Raw genomic sequence first — 19,036 nt, 5'->3', positions numbered from 1 at the left:
GTGTGGGTAAATATCTATGATTGTTTGTGTGAAATGCACGAACTGAGAGAGAAGGTCATGTTGTTCGACATAATTATTAGAAATGCAGAAATCGTCGATGGTACCAATACTCCAGCGTACAAAGCGGATGTGGGCTTAGTAAAAGATCGAATAGTTAAAATTGGTGAATTAACAAACGAGAAAGCGACATCTGTTATTGATGCTGAAGGCTTGATCGTCAGTCCTGGTTTTATTGATGTACATACTCATGACGACACCAATGTTATTCGCTATCCCGATTGCTTACCAAAAATCAGTCAGGGTGTTACCACGGTGATCGTCGGTAACTGTGGTATCAGTGCATCGCCTGCTGTATTGGAGTGCGCGCCGCCGGATCCAATGAACTTGTTAGGCAAACAGGAAGATTTTAAGTACCCGACGTTTGCTCAATACGCAGAGGCGGTGTCTTCAGCAGAACCAGCCGTGAACGTCGCTGCTCTAGTTGGCCACACCACGTTACGTAATAACGTGATGAATGATCTTTTCAGAGAGGCCAGCGAGCAAGAGTTAGCTTCGATGAGGACAACGCTTGATTTAGCGATGCAACAAGGTGCGTTAGGTCTAAGTTCAGGCTTGGCCTATGCCAGTGCGAAACAGGCGACAGCCAGTGAAGTTATGCGGTTAGCTGAGGTTCTTGCTGAGCATGATGGTATCTATACCACACACATGCGTACTGAGTTTGAAGAAATATTGCATGCGATGGAAGAGGCTTTTGAGACTGGAAAGCACGCAAAGGTGCCTGTTGTCATCTCACATCTAAAATGTGCAGGTGCTGGTAATTGGGGCCGTACAGTTGAAGTTCTTGATTTGATGGAGAAGACATCAGCTCATCAAGATGTCTCCTGCGACTGCTACCCATATTCTGCTAGCTCGTCGACATTAGATTTAAAACAAGTAACCGAAGATTTTGATATTTTCATTACATGGTCTGAAACCAAACCAGAGTGCGCAGGACAAATGCTCGCGGACATCGCAAAGCAGATGGAATTGCCTCTTATTGAAGCGGCAAAAGCCTTGCAACCTGCCGGCGCTGTTTATCACTGCATGGATGAAGCAGACGTTGAAAGAGTCTTGAAATATCGTTTGACGATGGTGGGTTCAGATGGTTTACCCAATGATCCTCATCCTCATCCACGTCTATGGGGAACATTCCCCAAAGTGTTGAGCCATTACTGTCAAGATCGCGAATTATTTCCTTTGGAAGAAGCAGTACACAAGATGACGGGTATGTCTGCGACACGATACAACCTATCGAATCGAGGTGTCATTAGCGAAGGTGCGTTCGCTGATATCGTGATATTCGACAAACAGAAAATAAAAGATACCGCAACATTTGAAAATCCCATTTCAGTCGCTGATGGAATTGAGTGTGTATTGGTTAACGGAAATATTAGTTACTCAAATAAAACCGTTGCTGAAAATAGATTTGGGCGATTTATATATCGTCAAGAGAAGTAATATTTAAATGAGCATTATTTGCTCTCAGAAATATAAAATTAGTTAAAAAATAGATAATTGGAGAATTAAAATGACGATTAAGCGCTATGGTGTTGAAGGTGGTGTAGGTACAGGTGGTCAACATTTACCGTTCGCTCGCGCAACTGAAGCGGGAGGCTTTCTTTACGTTTCAGGTCAAACGCCAATGACTGACGGCGAAGTCGTTGAAGGAGGGATTGTTGATCAATCTCGTCTTGCAATCCAGAACTGTGTAGACATTATGGAGGAAGCAGGTTACGGCCTTGAAGATGTAGTACATGTCAAAGTCGTTCTGACAGACTCACGCTACTTCCAGTCATTTAATAAAGTATTTAAAGAGTTTTTTGGTGCAAACCCACCTGCTCGTATTTGTATGGTATGCGATCTTGTTGTCGACGTAAAAGTTGAAGTTGATGTAACGTGCTATCGCGAAGACCGTCGTTAATTAAATACTTGTCATATATTACTTAAATTAATATTAAGGGCATTCTACTGAATGCTCTTCACAAAAATATAATTATTTACAATCTAAATGGACTTAATTCAGAAGTGCCTCTTACTTCTGAGTTTAAAATAACGTAAAACGGTAAGTGGCTTAAATGAGTCACTTATATCTCTGGAGGTGTTCAATGAACAGTACACTATTTTTATCCGGCTTCGGAATATATGTGTGTTTTCTTATTTGGCTAGGATGGTTTGTGTCACGAAACCAAAAGTCTGGTGAAGACTTTTTGTTAGGTGGACGTGGTTTACCTCTGTTTCTTGTGCTGGGTACGACAGTCGCAACCATGGTTGGTACTGGATCAAGTATGGGAGCGGTTGGCTTTGGCTACGCCAATGGATGGGCTGGAGCACTTTATGGTATCGGCGGTGCGCTAGGTATTCTGCTATTAGCCCTTTGGTTTGCACCAGTTCGAAAGCTTAATTTCATGACAATGAGTGAAGAACTCGCGTATTACGTCGGTGCCAACCGTGTCGTTAAAAATGTCGTTGGTGTGCTTATCTTTATTGCCTCTATTGGTTGGCTTGGTGCTCATATTCTTGGTGGCGGTATGTATTTGGCGTGGATTGCCGATATTGACCTCAACGTAGCAAAAGTCATCATCGCAGCAGCATTCACAATATATGTTGTCATTGGCGGATACACAGCGGTTGTTTGGACCGACACTATCCAAGCAATTATCCTATTTGTCGGCTTTATTTTGATGGCGGTTTTATCTGTGCAACACATCGGTGGTATGGACAATCTTTACGAAGCAATGGACCCGGCGGCAACAAGCTTCCTTGCGATTGAAAAACTTGGTCTTATTCCTGCTGTCTCTCTAGCCGTGGTCATTGGTGTTGGTGTGTTGGCGACGCCATCTTTCCGTCAAAGAATCTACTCCGGTAAGAATGTCTCAACTATTCGCCGTTCATTTGTATTGTCTGGTGTTTTGTATCTGTTCTTCTCGATTATCCCAGCAATTATCGGTATGGCTGCTCACGCCATTGAACCAGGCCTAGACAATGCTAATTTCGCATTCCCTTATATTGCAGCGACTGTGCTACCGGTAGGGGTTGGTATGATCGTTCTTATCGCGGGCTTGTCGGCAACAATGTCTAGTGCAAGCTCAGATGCTATAGCGGGCGTTTCAATTCTTCTTCGCGATGTGTATGTAATGTTCACAGGCCGAGTGCCAAATAAAGAGTCAATGCTGAACTACTCTCGTCTAGCATTGGTTGTTGTTATCGGCTTTGCACTGCTGTTCGCACTAACTTCGAATGACATCATTGGCTATATCACGAAGATGATCTCAACGGTCATGTCAGGCATGTTTGTATGCGGTATGTTGGGTCGTTTTTGGAAACGTTACACTTGGCAGGGGGCAATTGCGACACTTGTTGGTGCATCGGCAGCGTCATTCACAGTAATGTTCAGCGCAGACCTAACAGCTTTTTGGGGCAATCCAGTTATCCCATCAGTGACGGTAGCAACAATTGCAGGTGTTGTGGTTAGCCTAGTGACACCTGAAAATAAGGTCTCTCCTGAGCAAGCTCAAGCGATTCTTGATGCTGAACGCGCTCAAATGGAGTTGGGCTCAGCTCCTCAAGAAACTTCAGCAAAACCGACACCAGTTACTGAGTAATTATGGTCTTATCTAGGAGTGCGCGCGGCACTCCTTCTTCTAATTCTAATATTTTAAGAGGCTCTGATGAAAGTAGCTTTCTTCGGTGAATGTATGGTGGAACTGAGTGGGGAGCCACTTCGAAGAACATTCGGTGGCGACACTCTTAACACTGCGCTTTATCTAGCAAGGCTTGGACGCAATAGAGATATTGATGTTTTCTACGCGACGGGACTGGGTGAAGACAAACTGTCGGTTGAGATGAAGCGAGCTTGGAACGATGAATATATCGACACGAGCCTGGTTGAAACCGTGTCAGACAAACAGCCTGGTTTGTATTTAGTCGAAACTGATGCAAATGGAGAGCGAACCTTTCTGTATTGGCGCAATGACAGTGCCGCAAAATACTACTTTGACAATGTGGTCAGTAAACTAGAAGTCGCATTAGCCGCTAACCAACATGATGCGCTTTATCTCAGCGGAATCAGCTTAGCCATACTGAACAATAGTGCTAGGGAACGAATGCTGACCATGGCTAAACACCACCATGATAGTGGTAAAAAAGTCATATTTGATAATAACTTCCGTCCTCAGCTTTGGAGTAGCTCCGACGCTCGACAGTGGTATGAAAAGCTGTTGCCTTATGTGGATATAGCGTTACTCACAGAAGATGATGAGAAAGAAATATGGGGGACGCAAGAGTCTATTGAATCACGTTGTGAGCGATTTGAAATTCCAGAAGTGGTGATTAAGCGTGGTAGCGAGCCATGTAAGGTGATAACTCGAGAAAACGATAAGATTAATACCCACTTTGTCACAGCATCGAAGGTTGCGAATGTGATTGATACCTGTGCTGCCGGTGACTCCTTTGCTGCGGGATATTTGTCTGCGAGATTGAGTGGTCAGTCGTGCGAGTTATCTGCCGAGTTTGCTCATTCTGTTGCTGCTATCGTTATTCAACATCCTGGCGCTATTGTTCCGCTTGGCGCTATGGATCATTTATTGTGAGGAGGTCAACATGTCGTTAATTAATAAATTAAAACAATTCAAAGTTATTCCTGTCATTCAAATTAATAATGTGGACCATGCGATTCCTTTAGCTAAGGCTTTAGTCGAGAATGGCCTTCCAGTCGCTGAAGTCACATTCAGAACAGAGGCGGCAGCAGTTTCTATCAAGGCTATGAGAGATGCCTACCCTGAGTTGTGTATTGGTGCGGGTACCATTTTGAACTCACAACAGGTAGATCTTGCTATTGAAGCAGGGGCTGAGTTTATTGTTGCTCCTGGCCTTAATCCCAACACGGTTAAATACTGTCAAGAAAACAATATAACCATTGTCCCTGGAGTGAATAACCCAAGCCAAGTTGAGCAAGCCCTAGAATTAGGATTGTCTTTCCTTAAGTTTTTTCCTGCAGAAGCATCTGGCGGTGTAAACATGGTTAAGTCGCTATTGGCGCCTTACGGTGATGTTGCATTTATGCCGACAGGAGGTATCAGCAAAGTGAATGTCAATGACTACCTATCTCTCGACAGAGTTCACTGCTGCGGTGGTACGTGGATGGTTGCAACATCGTTGATCGAAAACGAGCAGTGGGAACACATTGGTGAGCTAGTACGAGAAGCTGTAGCTGCGACACGATAACTAGTTTTATGTTGTTATTCGGCCAGTAATTAAGCTGGTCGCTTTTCAGTCCAGTTATTTTCGTTTTCATGCCCATTGATTTGGGTAGCCCTTTGACAACTCTAAAATAGATAATTATTAATGAAAAAAATCATATCAATAAGTTTTTTAGCGCTGGTTTCATCCTGAATTTATCGCGCGTGAGCATACCGTTAGATTTCTCTGCAAGCACTCAGATTTTATGAGGCCATACGCAGAAATTGTCGATGCAGACAAAAACATTTATATCCCAGGACCAAATAAAGGCGAAACTGAGTGACGCTATCGTATTGGTCTGAACTTTGTATTCTAAGGAAGTAATAATGAAAAAAAGTATCTTATCGTTATTGATAGCCGGTTCACTAACAACAACGGCAGCATGGGCTATGGCACCAAATACTGATCTAAATTTAATGCCTTATCCACAATCGGTGGAATTAGGTCAAGGAAGCGTAACGTTAGATAAAGATTTTAGTATTTATATCAAAGGATTTAATTCCGACCGAGTCGAATATACGGCTAAGCGATTTGTAGAACGCTTAGAACGTCAAACAGGTCTACCGACGCTTAACTGGCGAGCTGATTCAGAGGATAAAGCTACGCTTATTATCGACATTCAGTCCCCAGCTAAGAGTGAGGTGCAAGATATTGATGCTGATGAGTCGTACAAGCTAACGAGCAATGACGGCAAAATTGTTTTAGAGTCGAGTCGCCCATATGGCGCTATTCGTGGTATTGAAACCATTCTTCAACTGGTCCAGACCGATGCTAATGGTTACTCTGTTCCGGCAATCAGTATTGTCGATGAACCGCGTTTTAGATGGCGTGGTGTTTCTTATGATACATCTCGTCACTTCATTGAAATGGAGGTGATTTTGCGCCAACTTGATGCGATGGCATCGGCGAAAATGAACGTGTTCCATTGGCATATTTGGGATGACCAAGGAATCCGAATTCAATTAGATAACTACACTAAGCTGTGGGAGAAAACCACGGACGGTGACTATTACACCAAAGATCAAATTCGTTATGTCGTAGAGTATGCACGTAAACTAGGTATTCGTGTGGTTCCTGAAATTTCGTTACCGGGCCATGCGTCAGCCGTTGCTCATGCTTATCCAGAACTGATGTCTGGGTTAGGGGAACAAAGTTATCCGCAGCAGAGAGAATGGGGGGTATTTGAGCCTCTGATGGACCCGACGAACCCTGAATTGTATGTCATGTTAGAAAGTGTATTCGACGAAGTGGTTGAATTGTTCCCGGATGAATACTTCCATATCGGTGGTGATGAGCCTAACTACAAACAATGGCAAGAAAATCCAGAAATTCAAGCTTTTATCAAAGATAAGGAGCTTGATGGTGAACGAGGTCTTCAGTCGTACCTCAACGCGAAAGTGGAAAAAATGCTTGAGGAGCGTGGTAAGAAGATGAGCGGCTGGGACGAAATCTGGCACAAAGATCTTCCCAAATCGATCGTGATTCAGAGCTGGCGAGGTCATGACAGTATTGGCCGTGCGGCACAAGAGGGTTACCAAGGGTTGCTATCAACAGGCTACTACTTAGACCAACCACAGCCTACAAGTTATCACTATAGAAATGATCCGATGCCGAGTGGCATCACCGTTGACGATAAGCTTCACGAAGGGGAACGCTTTGTTAGCTACCTGTGGGAAAAACCGCGTACTAAAGGTGGCCCACGCAAAGGCTTACTCACTATTATTCAAGCAAAAGACGGTAAAGTTCGTGCATTTACGGATTATAACGGTAAATCTCGAGCTGAAGTTGAGATCTTAGAATATGAACCTGGCAAGATATTCCGCGGCCACTTTGATAACTTCATGTCATATACAGAGTTCAACCTCAAGCTAGCGGGAGAGCAATTTGCCGAAGGGAGCTATCAGCTTATTGGCAATGTAAGGTGGCCAACGACGGGGAAACTGGTTGCCTCTTCAGCACAAGAGGGAGCGTCAATTCCTGAGCCAACTGGTGGTTATCCCGCTGAATTGAACGAACAAGAACAAAAACTGATATTGGGTGGAGAAATCACCGTTTGGGGTGAAAATATCAATTCGATGACGATGGAAAACAGAATTTGGCCTCGCAGTTATGCAATTGCGGAGCGATTCTGGTCAAGTGAAAACCTGACCGATGAAGCAAGCATGTATAAGCGTATGCGTGCTATCGATAATTGGTCGGAAATTTCTTTGGGTATGCGCCACCATGCTGACGCAAGAGTCATGATGCAAAGGTTAGCGAATGGCAGTGATATAACACCTTTATTGGTGCTGGCGAAGTACACTGAACCTGCACAATACTATGCGCGTAACTGGGAAAAATGGATTCAGACTGAGAATCCAGGAGATTTATACAATCAACACGAACGCCTGAATCGTTTCGCTGATGCGCTTCCGGTAGAGAGCTACACAGTGTACGAAATGCGTGATTTGGTGACACAATACGTTAATGGGGATAAGTCTGCTTTAACGTCGCTTAAAAATCACTACGAGCAATTACTCAATGCTTCTTCTGAGGCGGCTACAGTCTTTGCTAACAACGTAGCGTCAGTAGAGACGGTACCGTTAGCTAAGGCATCACAGAACATCGCTCAGTTAGGTTTGACACTGGTAACAAAAGCCGAAGCTGGCAAGAAAGTGTCTTCAGCCGACGCAAGGGAATATCAGTCTATGATTAATGACTCAGCTAAGATCATTGATGAAAGCATTGTCGCCACTGTGAAGCCGACGGAAATGTTGCTTTGGTCACTATCAAAGTAATCTTGCCAATCCACTCGGCATGGCATAACAATAAACGCCCCAATTAAACTGGGGCTTTTTATGTGATATTGACTGATAACCACTGCTTATCAGCTTAATAACAACAAGTGAATTCAGTAATAGGGCTCAAGGCGTTAGTCTATCCATAAGCAAACACATAACGTCGAGAGCATCCTATGACATTTTCGAAATCTCAACTTAAATCACTTTTCGCTATTTCTACCCTCGCGCTGCTAGCAGGATGCTCTTCGCCCGCGTTTGATTCAGAAAACGAAAACTCTGCGAGAAACCGCGGAGCTGCTGGAGGGGCGTTATTAGGCGCTACCATGGGGGTTTTAACTGGTGAGCCTGAACTCGCGGTTAAAGGTGCGGTCGCTGGTGGTGTTGCTGGTGGTGTTGCTGGTTCAATGAAAGACCTTGAGGATTCACGCGAAACTAATCGTACTGAAATTTTGGCCGATGGGATAAAACAGGATAATCGTAGTGAAGCGGAGATGCGTGCTGATGAGCTTGAAGCTCAAATTCGCATTAAAGAGCTAGAGCAGAAATTGGCAGAGATGGAAGCTCAGCAAGACGATCAAGTAATTGATGCTAGCTAGTTAAAAGCTGGACATTACTCCAGTTTTAAAACATCAGATAAAGAAAAGGCCGATTGATCACTCAATCGGCCGAAAACAGTGTGAACAAATCGGTTCACTAACAACGTCAGTTGGCTAGGTGACCTCAAATTTTGAAGTCATTTTCTATAATGCATTTCGCGTGCCAATATTTCTTTTGGTTAATGTTAAGGTTTAAGGCAATATCAATGCATAGTTAACGCGGAATTTCTCATTATGCAATTGCAATATGCATTAACTTTGCAATATGCAATTAACTGCTCTATCACTAATTCCTCTAGGTTCATATCATTTTGTACCGATTTAGTTACATAGATATGGCAGAACTCGCGTATTTTGTCTAATTTTATAGCTATCGATAGAGAATGGTTCAGAGACATATGCAACCAGCACCGATACCTAGAAATGACGATTACCGACTTAGTGTTCTTCAAACTTTGAAGCTATTGGCTACGCCTGAAGAGAGGTTCGATCGGGTGACACGTCTAGCTAAGCGTATGTTTAGCGTAGACATTTCTATGGTGAGCATTGTTGAACGAGATCGGCAATGGTTCAAATCGTGTGTAGGTCTTGATGCAACTGAAACGGCAAGGGATATCTCATTTTGTGGGCATGCCATTCTTGGTGATGAGCCGTTTATTATCTCGGACGCTCTGTCTGACGAACGCTTTAGTGACAACCCACTTGTTGTATCTAAACCTAATATTCGATTTTACGCAGGTGTGCCAATTAAGCTAGCTGACAATGTTAAGGTGGGGACGTTGTGTATCATTGATAGCAAACCTCGACATTTTAGTGACCAAGAAGTCCAAGACCTTATTGATTTGGCAAAACTCGCAGAAGATGAGTTAATAGCGTGCCTTGATAGCACGATTGATGAATTGACTCAAATTTCAAACCGCCGAGGCTTTAACATATTGGCTGACAAGGTCATCAACCGATGCCGTTTTGCTATGGAGCCATACACTATGGCTTCATTCGATCTCAACCAGTTTAAGCTGATCAACGATACATACGGGCATGGTCAGGGAGATGCAGCGTTAGTGGCCTTTGCTCGATTGCTCGTTGAGAACTTTAGAGATTCCGATGTGATAGCGAGAATTGGGGGGGATGAGTTTGTTGTACTCATGTCTGGAACCACAGGAGTGGATGCCAAATTTCCATTGATGCGTTTCAAAGATCAAATAGCGATGTTCAATGGTTCGAGTGACAGCGAATTTGAGTTGTCTTATAGCGTAGGTGTGGTTTGTTTCTCACCTTTAGAAGATCTCTCACACAATGATTTATTGGCTAAAGCTGATCTAGCGATGTATGCAAGTAAGCAGGCCAAATAACCAATATTCTATTTATAAGGTTTTCACTAAATAGTGGTGTAACTCACCAAGGGAAGCGAAAGTATATGTTGCTTCCGTCATGTTAGGTGGCGTCACGTTACCATTAGAAATAAAGCAGCTTAAGCAGCCTGCATTCTCTGCGGTTTTTATGTCGTATTCGTGGTCACCGACGTAAATAACTTGTTCCGATGCCAGTTGCCATTTTTCTATTAAAAAGAGTAACGAAGCAGGGTTGGGTTTGGCAGGAAAATCTTCTCGAGTAATAAGCTCATGAACCTTAATTTTGTTGGATTTTAGCTTCGTCTCTGCAGCCTGACGACAATTGCGAGTAATGACGCCTGAATAGAGGTGCTTTTCTTCCATCCACTTTAGCAACTCATGTGCTCCCTTCATAAGTGTACTTGATCGAGCATCTTCGATTTCATGGCGAAGAATAATGTCGTTTAGTGCCCTGCGTTTAGCGTCCTCGCTCGAGCTAGCAACATGTTCTAGCAGATCTTTGTCATCAGGACAGGCTAGTTCTTTACGAAGAAGCTTAAAGTCGAGGTTGCAAGATACCAACGTATTATCCAAATCAAACACTACCGCTTTGAGCATTAAATTCCATCTCTTTTTTCACAACATCCGGTAATGATAATGTATCCTGAACTTGTGTTAGTATCGATAGTTAATTTGGTGAAATTGTTGATATTGGCGGCCGCATCCCTTGCTGATGATCAAGTATGCGAATCGCTTCATGGATATTGACTTCGACTAGGTTAACCAGTGATTGCATCGCTTCAATATTCGGGACTGTATCGTTATCTAACTCACTTAGTAACACGTCTATTTTGTTGATAAGTCTATTCAACTCGGACTCTTGTGCTACCTTCCTCAGCGTTATAATGACGTTTTTGAGCCCGATAACGTCTTGTGAAGAATAGACTTTGACGAGTGTATTGAGCGTCTCTTCGCCGATGGATTTAAATTGCTCTATATTGTCTAACCGCACTTGTTTCGATTCGCTAGTTGAATCCAACAGCGTGAGTTCCGCTTCAGTATTGGTGCAGTCGAGTTGCATGATGTCGTGGCGCACTAACTGGATAACATTACTGTTTTCAGGTGGCGTTGGGTTCACCAATAGGTGTTGGTACCTTTGGAGAGCATCGATAAAACTCTCTTTTTGCAGGGGCTTAGTCAGAATATGGTTTGCACCAGCGTCAACAAAATTATCATGAGCTTCTTTAAATACATCAGCGGTACAGCCAAATATGACGGTTTTTGACCCTAGCTCTTGTCTAATGATACGAGTTGCTTCTATGCCATCCATTACGGGCATATGATTGTCCATAATGATAAGGTCGTACTGTTTTTTACCGACTTTCTCTATCGCTATTTTCCCATTTTCCGCTACTTCTACATTGTGACCTTGTTTCATACAAAATGTCTTCGCGACGAGAGCATTAACTTTGTTATCTTCGACGAGAAGGATAGCAAGAGACTGAGCAATTGCCTGTTCATCGAGTGAGACCTTGTCTTTAAGCTGAATTTCTTTGTTCTCAATTGGCGTTAGGTTGGCGGTGACAGTGAATTTACTTCCTTTGCCTAGTTCGCTGGACACATAAGCGTCACCTCCCATGAGGTTGGACAATTTTTTTACAATTGCCAGTCCAAGCCCAGTTCCCCCAAATTGTCTTGTTGTAGATGCTTCTGCTTGAGTAAAAGGATCGAAGATTGTAGCTAGTCTGTCACTTGGGATGCCAACACCAGTATCAATGACATCAATATTCAATTGCTCTTTACTTTTCGACATTGAACTCTGAGAATTCGAAAAAACTAGCTCAACAGATCCACGCTCTGTAAATTTGACGGCATTTCCGAGCAAATTAAAGATTAATTGTCTGATTCGCGATTTATCTCCTCGGAACGATTTTCCGGATGGTAATTGATTGTTCAGTTTGAACTGAATACCTTTTTCATTGCAAATGGCTGAATACGTACTGATTATTGGAGAACAAAGTTCGTCTATCGCAAAGTCGATATCTTCAAGTTCGAGTTTTCCTTCTTCTATTTTTGATATATCGAGGATGTCGTTTAACAAAGACAACAAGTGGTTTCCAGACTCAAGCAAAACACTGAGTTGCTCTTTATGTTGCGCCTGTGTTACTGAGGACTCGAGAATTTGAGCCATGCCCAAAATGCCATTTAGTGGCGTCCTCAGTTCATGGCTCATGGTAGCAAGAAATGTTGATTTAGCTCGGTTGGAGGCATCTGCTACTTGGACCGCTTGTTGGAGATTCTGCTCCAACTGCTTTCTATCACTGCTGTCTCGTTCTACTGCGATAAACTGTTCGATTTGATTATGAATATTCCTAATCGGTGTTATAACAATGTCGATCCAATATGGGCGCCCATCTTTGTGATAGTTCAAAAGCTCTGATTGAACAGTATGCCCTTGACCGAGTTCATCTGAAATTCGCTTTATTTCCTCCTTGGAAGTGTCAATTCCTTGTAGAAGGTCACCTGGCTTCTTGCCGATGGTCTCTGCAAGTTGGTAGCCTGAGAGTTTCTCGAATGCACTGTTAACCCATGTTGTTAGGCCATCTCTATTTGTAATCACAATGGCGTCGCTAGCGTGTTCTACTACCATTGCTAGCTGAGAGCGCTCTTTTTCGTTGTCGAGCAACTCCTTGTTCAATTTGGCTTCTACATGTTGCTGTAGCCATTGACGCCAGTATAGATATGCGCCTAAACACAAAAAAAGCGTTACTGATGACAAAGCGATTTGAACCTTGGTGTCTGAAGAGCGTTGTAACCAGAAATCGTTGGTTTGATTTAGTAAACGATGAACTTCACTGTCAATTAGGGCTTTCTTTTCATTGCTAATATCTTGCATCACACGCTTGTTTAGTCGGATATAGTTGTCTAGGGTTACGACGCTAGTATTGTCGCGGAGTGTGCTTGATAAATCGCTTAAGTTGCTTTTAGCATCAAGGTACCGATAGATGGAAAGCTTGTCAGCTTCATTTAGGGAGTCTCTCCAGAGCTTGTCTTTTAAAGCTTGGATTGTTTTACTGGAATATTCTAGAGATACTTTTGCGCTGAGTAGTCGTTCTAATCTTTGCGTAAATGACAACATTGCGTCTCGAACGGTTTTTGCGGAGGTGACTGCTGCTTCAGGTACCGGGTTCAGAATTGGAAAGTAGGCATTATGGTTTTGTCGAATATTCTCATACAGTTTGTCAGATAACAGTTCTATAGATACCAATTCATTTGAAAACTGGTCATAGGTACTGTTGTCACTATATTCAAAGACGTATATCTCTTCGAGGTTGTGAGTGACATTCTGAGATAGTGATAGGTACGCTTTCTGATAAGCTTCACTGACATAGCTATTTACGGCGCTTATCACAAGCCAACAGGCGGCTATCAAAGTACCAAGCATGTAGAGCAATTCTATCCGTGAACGGTTAAACAATCTCCTTTTCATTGCGCTAACTCCGTCAAGAGTGGGGGAGGCGGAGCCGACAGTGCATTTAGAAAGGCGCTAATTTCAAGAGTTGTAGTGGCATCTAACTCTCTTCCTAGCTGTACTTTAGCCATGGTAACAATCGCCTCTTCCAATGTCGCAGCACGACCATCATGAAAATAAGGTGCAGTCTTTGCGACATTTCTTAGGCTAGGGACACGAAACACTCCTTTATCAGAATTAATTCCAGTGACGTTGTAACGACCTAGGTCTCTTTCTTGACTAGTCGTAGTACTAACATTGCCAAATCTCTGAAAAAGGTTGCCCCCAATGTTGGTTCCTTGATGACATACTACGCAACCCAAAGATTGGAACTTCTCCCACCCCATTTGTGCAATTGGCTCCATTGCATCGGTTTGCCCTTTAAGAAATAAGTCGAAAGGCGAATCTGGTGTATTAAGGGCGGTCATAAACATGACTAAGGCATTTTTGACCGTTTCTTCTGTGATGACTCCGCCAAAGTACTCGTTGAATTGCACGCGGTAGTCTTGCACCGATTGCACGTATTCAACGATGTCTCTCCAATTAGTATTCATTTCGAGAGGGTTGTGGACGGGACCGTCCATTTGTTTCTCTAGGCTTGAAGCACGCCCATCCCAGAAGAAACGAGTGTTATAGGCTATGTTGAATACTGTCGGAGAATTCCTAACACCTGATCCATTTACGCCTCTTGAGACACGGACATTTTCCGCACCATTATCGAAAATATGATGGCAAGATTCACAGCTCACTTGCTGATTGGATGACAGCCTAGGGTCAAGAAAAAGTTGTAGTCCTAACTGCGCCTTATTTTTGTCGTTGCCCTCTAGGCTGGTGTGTTCAATTGGAGCAACAAGGTGAACAACACCATATTGCTGTTTGTGGGCGAGGGAGTGGTGCTCTTCGTGCTTAAGTTGTTGGAGTGTCAGGGGCGAGTCAAAATTCAGAAGCAGGTAGGCACCAAGTATCAAAATAGCGAATAGTGAGGATAGCCACCTAATGAGAATTTTGTTCATACAATGTACACATAATATTGATCATATGTATCAGTATGGGATACTTATTTGTCGTTTCAATTAAAGCTAAAAAAACCAAAAAAAGAATGAACTCGTAGTTAATTTAAGGTCTTAGATATTGCCCCGTCTAGGCTTAGCTAGTTGAGGTAACTAATAGGATTTTTCAAAGGTTGGGTTTTTGTTTGTGGTTTGTTGCTTTTTGCTACGCTTAATGTAACGTGTACCAATAACGTGTAATTGATTTCTTAGACCTATTATTGTCTTGGTTTTTATAAATTTTTTTGTTGGGTGGTTGTTATGAAAACTCATTTACGTGCGCTAACTTTAGCAACGGTAATCGGTGTTGCTCTATCAGGATGCAGTCCTGAACCAGAACAAAAGGCAGAAGCGCCAGTTGTTCGTCCTGTTAAAACTATGGTCATTGGTTTAGAGAACCAAAGTATGATTCGTGAATTCCCAGCGCGTGTTCTCGCGTCGAATCGTGCTGATATGGCTTTCCGTGTCTCGGGTAAGGTCAACAGCATCCCAGTAAAAGAGGGTGATAACGTTAAGAAAGGCACGGTACTTGCGACATTAGATGACACTAATTTTAAACTCGCTGTGCGTGATACACGTGCGACTTTGCAGCGAACTCAAGCTGACTTTAAACGCGCTCAAGAACTGATCAAAGATAATTTTATCTCCAAAAAAGATTTCGAGCAGTTGCGCGCTAATTTGACACGTGCAAAAGCAGCATACGATAAAGCAAATACAGAACTTGGCTATACCAAACTTTTAGCGCCTTTTGATGGTTTTGTGGCACAGCGAGACATTCAAAATTTCGAAAATGTTGAAGCTAAACAGGTGGTGTTTACTTTCCAAAACCTAAATACCCTTGAATTGAAATTTAACGTTCCTGAAAAATTGGTAAGGCAAATTCGTGATGAGCAAGCTGAAGATCCTGTAGAGATTCCGGTCTTCGCTTATTTTGATGCAGCTCGAGAGAAACCATACCCAGTCACGGTGACGGAAGTGTCCTCTAAAGCTGATGCTGATACACAAACCTTTGAGGTGACGGTGACACTTGAGGCACCATCGGATCAAAATATCCTTCCAGGCATGACGGGCTATGTCACTGCAGATTTTTCTAAACTCCAAGAAACGAAAGGCTCAATCCAAGTGCCTGCAACTGCGGTAATTAGCGACAATGCACACAATGCCACAGTGTGGGTTGTTGGAGACGACAACACGGTTTCTCCAAAGCAGATCGAAGTCTCCACGATGTCTGGTGACAGAATCACGGTACTCTCTGGACTTGAAATGGGTGAACGCATTGTCACTGTAGGTGTTCCATTTTTGATTAAAGGTATGGAAGTGAGCCTAATGCCTGAAATCGATCAGGCGCAATAACTGTAACTCAGCAAGAAGAGATGTTTTATGAATTTAGGTGAGTATTCAGTAAAGAATAAGGTTAATAGCTGGCTTTTAGTCCTGCTAATGACCATTGGCGGTGTTTTGGCTTACTTTGAAATGGGTAAACTTGAGGACCCAGCATTCACAATCAAAGAAGCAAAAATCATTACTGCTTATCCAGGAGCTTCTCCTCAGGAAGTCTACGACGAGGTTACGTATCACATCGAAGATGCGGTTCGTCTTCTTGGGCAAGTTAAACGGATCAAACGCTCAGTAACTCGTGAAGGTTTGTCGGATATTACGATTGAGTTTAAAGATGAATATACCTCAGCTGAAATGCCAGGTATATACGATGAACTTCGCCGTAAAATTGCTGACAATAAGCATAAATTGCCTCCTGGTGCAGGAGAGCCACAAATTATCGACGATTTTGCCGATGTTTATGGTGGGTTCCTAGCGCTTAATGGCGAAGGTTATACCTATCGTGAGTTAAAAGATGTTGCTGACAACCTTAAGAAGCAACTAGTACTTGTCCCCGGCGTACGTAAAGTTGCAATTGATGGTGACCAAAAAGAAGTCGTTTATGTTCAGATGTCTAGAGCCAAAATGGCGGAACTTGGCATTGATATGGCTACGATAGAGAACCTGTTAAGTTCTCAAAACTTGGTTTCCGATTCTGGTCGTTTCCGTGTTGGACCTGAGTTTATTCGAATTGAGCCGACAGGTAGCTTTAAACATGTAAGTGAAATTGAAGATCTACTTATCTCAAGTGACACCAAGAAGCTAATTCGTTTAGGCGATATTGCTGAAGTAACACGTGAATATGTCGAAGAGCCGTCGAAGCTCATCTACTTCAATGGAAAACCTTCGTTAACAGTTGGTATTTCAATGCTTCCTGGTAAAAACGTTGTGGAAGTAGGCGGATTAATCGCAGATAAGATCGAAAGTCTAGAGAACCAAATCCCGCTTGGGATGAACATAGATATCATCTACGATCAGCCATCTGAGGTTGATCAGTCAGTAGCTGGGTTTGTGACCAATACTGTCGAAGCGTTGATTATAGTAGTTGTTGTTCTGCTTGCCTTTATGGGGTTACGTGTCGGACTTATTATCGGCGCAGTATTGATGATCACAGTGGCAGGTACCTTGGCACTAATGCACATGTATGGTATCGAGCTACAACGTATCTCTCTAGGTGCGTTGATCATTGCTCTCGGGATGTTGGTAGATAATGCCATCGTTGTCGCCGAAGGAATGATGATACGGATCAAGCGCGGTGTTCCAGCGATGAAGGCCGCTGGAGAAGTTGTTGGCGCGAATGGCTGGGCGCTACTCGGTGGTACCGCTGTAGGTATTCTAGCGTTTGCAGCAATTGGTATGTCTCAGAGTAACACTGGTGAATTTACCCGTTCTCTGTTCTACGTAATCCTAATTTCTCTGTCTTTAAGCTGGGTTACGGCCGTATCGACTACACCACTGCTTTGTGCATTGTTGCTCAAAAAAGACGACAAGAAAGAAGGGGAAGAAGAGAAAGACCCATACGCAGGTGCTGGCTTTGTAATTTATAAGAGCGTTCTTCAGTTTGCGCTTAAGCAACGAGCACTGACCATTAGTGTGATTTTGGCAATGTTTGTTGCTTCGGTATGGGGGTTTGGATTCGTTAAGAATGCGTTCTTCCCAAATGCAAACACGCCAATGTTCTTCGTGGATGTTTGGGAAGTTGAGGGTACCGATATTCGTCAAACTCGCGATGATACCCTGAAAATTGCCGACTTTATTCGTGAACAAGAAGGGGTTGAATGGACAGCGAGCTTCATTGGTGGCGGTGCATCACGTTTCTCGTTGGTATATACACCACAAGACTCTACCAAAGCTTACGGTCAGATCATTGTTCGTACTGAAACACGTGAACAGATCGCACCGTTACAAAAGAAAATCGATACTTTCATGACAGAAAATATCGACAATATCGAGCCTAAGATCAAAGGGCTACGTATCGGCCCTGGACGTGACTCGAAAATCGAAGCTCGATTTGCTGGTCCGGATCCAGAAGTTTTGCGTGATTTAGCTTCTCAAGCTGAAGCGATCATGCATGCTGACCCTGAGACGAAGGAAGTTCGTAACGACTGGCGTCAACCGGTTAAGTTGATTAAACCAATCTTTAATGAACAGGTGGCTCGACAACTCGGGATCACTCGTACTGAGCTTACTGCTTCGTTAAAAGCAGCGAGTGAAGGTTCTCAAGTCGGTATTTATCGAGATGGCGTGAGGCTATTACCGATTTACTTCCGTTCCGATGCGAGCGAGCGACAAAACGTTGCTCAATTGATGGATGCGCAAGTATACAGCCCTGTTCTGCAAAGAACAGTGCCAATTGCACAAGTTGTCGTTGGCTTTGAAACGGTATGGGAAGATGCAATGATTCGTGGACGCGATCGTTTGACGACCATTATTGCTTCTGCGAACCCTACGGGTGAATTGGCTGCACCACTGTTTGAACGCCTAAAACCACAGATAGAGGCTATCGAACTACCACCAGGTTATTCGATGGACTGGGGTGGTGAGTACGAAGATTCAGCAGAAGCGCAAGGAGCCTTGTTTAGTGCTATTCCGGTTTCATTCATCATGATGATTATCGTGGTTGTGTTGCTGTTTGGTAAGGTACGTCAGCCACTGATTATCTGGATTACTGTACCGCTGGCAATCATTGGTATTACAGCTGGTCTTCTGCTGCTTGATGGTGCCTTTGACTTTATGGCGTTGCTGGGTGCATTGAGTTTAATCGGTCTATTGATTAAGAATGCGATAGTGTTATTGGAAGAAATCGATATGCAAGCGGAAGAAAAACCGCTTTATGATGCGATTATTGATTCTTCGATCTCTCGTATGCGACCAGTAATGCTTGCGGCATGTACAACGATATTAGGTATGATCCCACTGCTGGGAGACGTATTCTTCGTTAACATGTCTATTACGGTCATGTTCGGATTAGGATTTGCGACCATTTTAACCTTGGTCTTCATCCCAGTAATGTACGCGATTTTGTTCAAAGCTAAGAATCCAGCTTAAATCACATTGAAATGATCAAAAAGGTCAGACATATCGTCTGACCTTTTTTGTTTTCCGTTTATCTAAT

Annotated in this window: 13 protein-coding genes; 10 read left to right on the top strand and 3 right to left on the bottom strand. The window is 43.3% G+C overall.

The features are described from left to right. Nucleotides 1-57: 57 nt before the first annotated feature. From VME0621_RS03290 to VME0621_RS03255, 8 genes are all read left to right on the top strand, one after another. A complete protein-coding gene (locus tag VME0621_RS03290) occupies nucleotides 58-1,497 on the top strand; it encodes an N-acyl-D-amino-acid deacylase family protein (RefSeq protein WP_062455635.1) in 1,440 nt (479 codons plus the stop codon). A 70-nt stretch (nucleotides 1,498-1,567) separates the two neighbouring features. Beyond that, entirely contained in the window at nucleotides 1,568-1,960 is a 393-nt protein-coding gene (locus VME0621_RS03285; protein ID WP_006069083.1) for a RidA family protein, read from the top strand. Nucleotides 1,961-2,144: 184 nt separating this feature from the next. Next, entirely contained in the window at nucleotides 2,145-3,641 is a 1,497-nt protein-coding gene (locus VME0621_RS03280) for a sodium:solute symporter family protein (RefSeq protein ID WP_062455632.1), read from the top strand. Between the two features lie 66 nt (nucleotides 3,642-3,707). Then, on the top strand, nucleotides 3,708-4,628 hold the full coding sequence (locus tag VME0621_RS03275) for a sugar kinase (RefSeq protein ID WP_062455629.1): 921 nt from the start codon (nucleotides 3,708-3,710) through the stop codon (nucleotides 4,626-4,628). Nucleotides 4,629-4,638: 10 nt separating this feature from the next. Next, nucleotides 4,639-5,262 (top strand): bifunctional 4-hydroxy-2-oxoglutarate aldolase/2-dehydro-3-deoxy-phosphogluconate aldolase, encoded by a 624-nt coding sequence (locus VME0621_RS03270; RefSeq protein ID WP_062455627.1) that lies wholly within the window; start codon nucleotides 4,639-4,641, stop codon nucleotides 5,260-5,262. Between the two features lie 341 nt (nucleotides 5,263-5,603). Beyond that, entirely contained in the window at nucleotides 5,604-8,054 is a 2,451-nt protein-coding gene (locus tag VME0621_RS03265) for a family 20 glycosylhydrolase (protein ID WP_062455624.1), read from the top strand. 176 nt (nucleotides 8,055-8,230) lie between these two features. Then, entirely contained in the window at nucleotides 8,231-8,653 is a 423-nt protein-coding gene (locus VME0621_RS03260) for a YMGG-like glycine zipper-containing protein (protein ID WP_038226438.1), read from the top strand. A gap of 398 nt (nucleotides 8,654-9,051) precedes the next feature. Further along, on the top strand, nucleotides 9,052-10,005 hold the full coding sequence (locus tag VME0621_RS03255) for a sensor domain-containing diguanylate cyclase (protein WP_062455621.1): 954 nt from the start codon (nucleotides 9,052-9,054) through the stop codon (nucleotides 10,003-10,005). Between the two features lie 12 nt (nucleotides 10,006-10,017). On the opposite strand, the gene VME0621_RS03250 is transcribed toward VME0621_RS03255, so the two are convergent. From VME0621_RS03250 to VME0621_RS03240, 3 genes are all read right to left on the bottom strand, one after another. Next, nucleotides 10,018-10,602 (bottom strand): HAD family hydrolase, encoded by a 585-nt coding sequence (locus tag VME0621_RS03250; protein ID WP_062455617.1) that lies wholly within the window; start codon nucleotides 10,600-10,602, stop codon nucleotides 10,018-10,020. A gap of 70 nt (nucleotides 10,603-10,672) precedes the next feature. Next, on the bottom strand, nucleotides 10,673-13,474 hold the full coding sequence (locus VME0621_RS03245) for an ATP-binding protein (RefSeq protein WP_065311646.1): 2,802 nt from the start codon (nucleotides 13,472-13,474) through the stop codon (nucleotides 10,673-10,675). After that, nucleotides 13,471-14,508: a cytochrome-c peroxidase gene (locus VME0621_RS03240; RefSeq protein ID WP_062455611.1), complete on the bottom strand. Its 1,038-nt coding sequence runs from the start codon at nucleotides 14,506-14,508 to the stop codon at nucleotides 13,471-13,473. Before VME0621_RS03240 ends, VME0621_RS03245 begins: the two co-directional genes overlap by 4 nt. Before the next feature lie 297 nt (nucleotides 14,509-14,805). On the opposite strand from VME0621_RS03240, the gene VME0621_RS03235 reads away from it, so the two are divergent. Together VME0621_RS03235 and VME0621_RS03230 are read left to right on the top strand one after the other, a co-directional pair. Continuing rightward, nucleotides 14,806-15,897 (top strand): efflux RND transporter periplasmic adaptor subunit, encoded by a 1,092-nt coding sequence (locus tag VME0621_RS03235; protein WP_081875782.1) that lies wholly within the window; start codon nucleotides 14,806-14,808, stop codon nucleotides 15,895-15,897. Nucleotides 15,898-15,924: 27 nt separating this feature from the next. Next, nucleotides 15,925-18,969 carry an efflux RND transporter permease subunit gene (locus tag VME0621_RS03230; RefSeq protein ID WP_062455608.1) on the top strand — a complete coding sequence of 1,015 codons (3,045 nt, stop codon included), beginning with the start codon at nucleotides 15,925-15,927 and terminating at the stop codon, nucleotides 18,967-18,969. Nucleotides 18,970-19,036 lie beyond the last annotated feature (67 nt).

It is taken from the genome of Vibrio mediterranei (assembly GCF_900088415.1).
Classification (GTDB): Bacteria; Pseudomonadota; Gammaproteobacteria; order Enterobacterales; family Vibrionaceae; genus Vibrio; species Vibrio mediterranei.
Note: the sequence above shows the minus strand (reverse complement) of the source record. Positions and strands in the feature narration are given on the sequence as shown.

What these genes read in the sequence shown, in the direction of transcription:
- VME0621_RS03280 (WP_062455632.1), top strand. Translation starts at nt 2,145, where the DNA reads ATGAACAGTACACTATTTTTATCCGGCTTCGGAATATATGTGTGTTTT.
- VME0621_RS03250 (WP_062455617.1), bottom strand. Translation starts at nt 10,602, where the DNA reads ATGCTCAAAGCGGTAGTGTTTGATTTGGATAATACGTTGGTATCTTGC.
- VME0621_RS03245 (WP_065311646.1), bottom strand. Translation starts at nt 13,474, where the DNA reads ATGAAAAGGAGATTGTTTAACCGTTCACGGATAGAATTGCTCTACATG.
- VME0621_RS03275 (WP_062455629.1), top strand. Translation starts at nt 3,708, where the DNA reads ATGAAAGTAGCTTTCTTCGGTGAATGTATGGTGGAACTGAGTGGGGAG.
- VME0621_RS03255 (WP_062455621.1), top strand. Translation starts at nt 9,052, where the DNA reads ATGCAACCAGCACCGATACCTAGAAATGACGATTACCGACTTAGTGTT.
- VME0621_RS03265 (WP_062455624.1), top strand. Translation starts at nt 5,604, where the DNA reads ATGAAAAAAAGTATCTTATCGTTATTGATAGCCGGTTCACTAACAACA.
- VME0621_RS03240 (WP_062455611.1), bottom strand. Translation starts at nt 14,508, where the DNA reads ATGAACAAAATTCTCATTAGGTGGCTATCCTCACTATTCGCTATTTTG.
- VME0621_RS03285 (WP_006069083.1), top strand. Translation starts at nt 1,568, where the DNA reads ATGACGATTAAGCGCTATGGTGTTGAAGGTGGTGTAGGTACAGGTGGT.
- VME0621_RS03230 (WP_062455608.1), top strand. Translation starts at nt 15,925, where the DNA reads ATGAATTTAGGTGAGTATTCAGTAAAGAATAAGGTTAATAGCTGGCTT.
- VME0621_RS03270 (WP_062455627.1), top strand. Translation starts at nt 4,639, where the DNA reads ATGTCGTTAATTAATAAATTAAAACAATTCAAAGTTATTCCTGTCATT.
- VME0621_RS03235 (WP_081875782.1), top strand. Translation starts at nt 14,806, where the DNA reads ATGAAAACTCATTTACGTGCGCTAACTTTAGCAACGGTAATCGGTGTT.
- VME0621_RS03290 (WP_062455635.1), top strand. Translation starts at nt 58, where the DNA reads ATGTTGTTCGACATAATTATTAGAAATGCAGAAATCGTCGATGGTACC.
- VME0621_RS03260 (WP_038226438.1), top strand. Translation starts at nt 8,231, where the DNA reads ATGACATTTTCGAAATCTCAACTTAAATCACTTTTCGCTATTTCTACC.